Origin of the sequence: Mesorhizobium sp. M7A.F.Ca.US.006.04.2.1 (assembly GCF_004022915.1) — a bacterium.
Lineage (GTDB): Bacteria > Pseudomonadota > Alphaproteobacteria > Rhizobiales > Rhizobiaceae > Mesorhizobium > Mesorhizobium ciceri.
Map to the genome: position 1 here is coordinate 1 of NZ_RZQA01001524.1, position 668 is coordinate 668.

The 668-nt window shown below is 66.3% G+C and carries 1 protein-coding gene; it reads right to left on the minus strand.

Annotated features, from left to right (window positions below):
• The coding region (locus EN925_RS38495) for an ABC transporter permease (RefSeq protein ID WP_164894812.1) at positions 1-608 on the minus strand (608 nt) is incomplete at its 3' end.
• Between the last annotated feature and the right edge of the window lie 60 nt (positions 609-668).

Sequence of the window (668 nt, forward strand, 5' to 3'; positions counted from 1 at the left end):
AGGTAGATGAAGCCGAGGGCCGAAACAGGCAGGATAAGATGGACGGCGATGTCGGCTGCGCGGTCAAGGCCGGTCTTGTCGGAAGCCAGGGTCTCGATGCCGCCGATCGGCAGCCAGCGCAGGTCGACGGCAAAGACGACGATCAGCACCAGTCCGAGCCAGAAACCCGGCACGGCATAGAGCGCCAGCGAGCCGATCGACAGGAAGCGGTCGCGCAAACTCCCGGGCCGCGCGCCGGCATAGATGCCGAGTGCCGAGCCGAGCCCGAAGGAGAGCGCGGTGGCGCTGACCATCAACAGCAGCGTGTTGGGCAGGCGTTCGAGGATCACATCGCGGATCGGTCGGGAGAAGGTCACCGACTGGCCGAGGTCGAGATGCAACAGCGCCCAGAGGTAGTTAGCCAGCCGCGTCAGCTCCGACTGGTCGAGGCCCCAGCGATGACGCAGCAATTCGATCATGCCGGCGTCGCCGCCGGTCGAGACGATGTAGGCGTCGACGGCGTCGCCGGGGGCGGCCTCGAGCAAAAGGAACGTGCCGATGACGACGATCAGCAGCACGAAGACGCTGCCGACGAGGCGGCGGCGGAGAAGGGTGAGGGCGCGGTTCATGGGGGCGTCGATGGGTTGGCGATACGTTGATTAGGACCGCGCCTAGGCACCCTCCTCTGT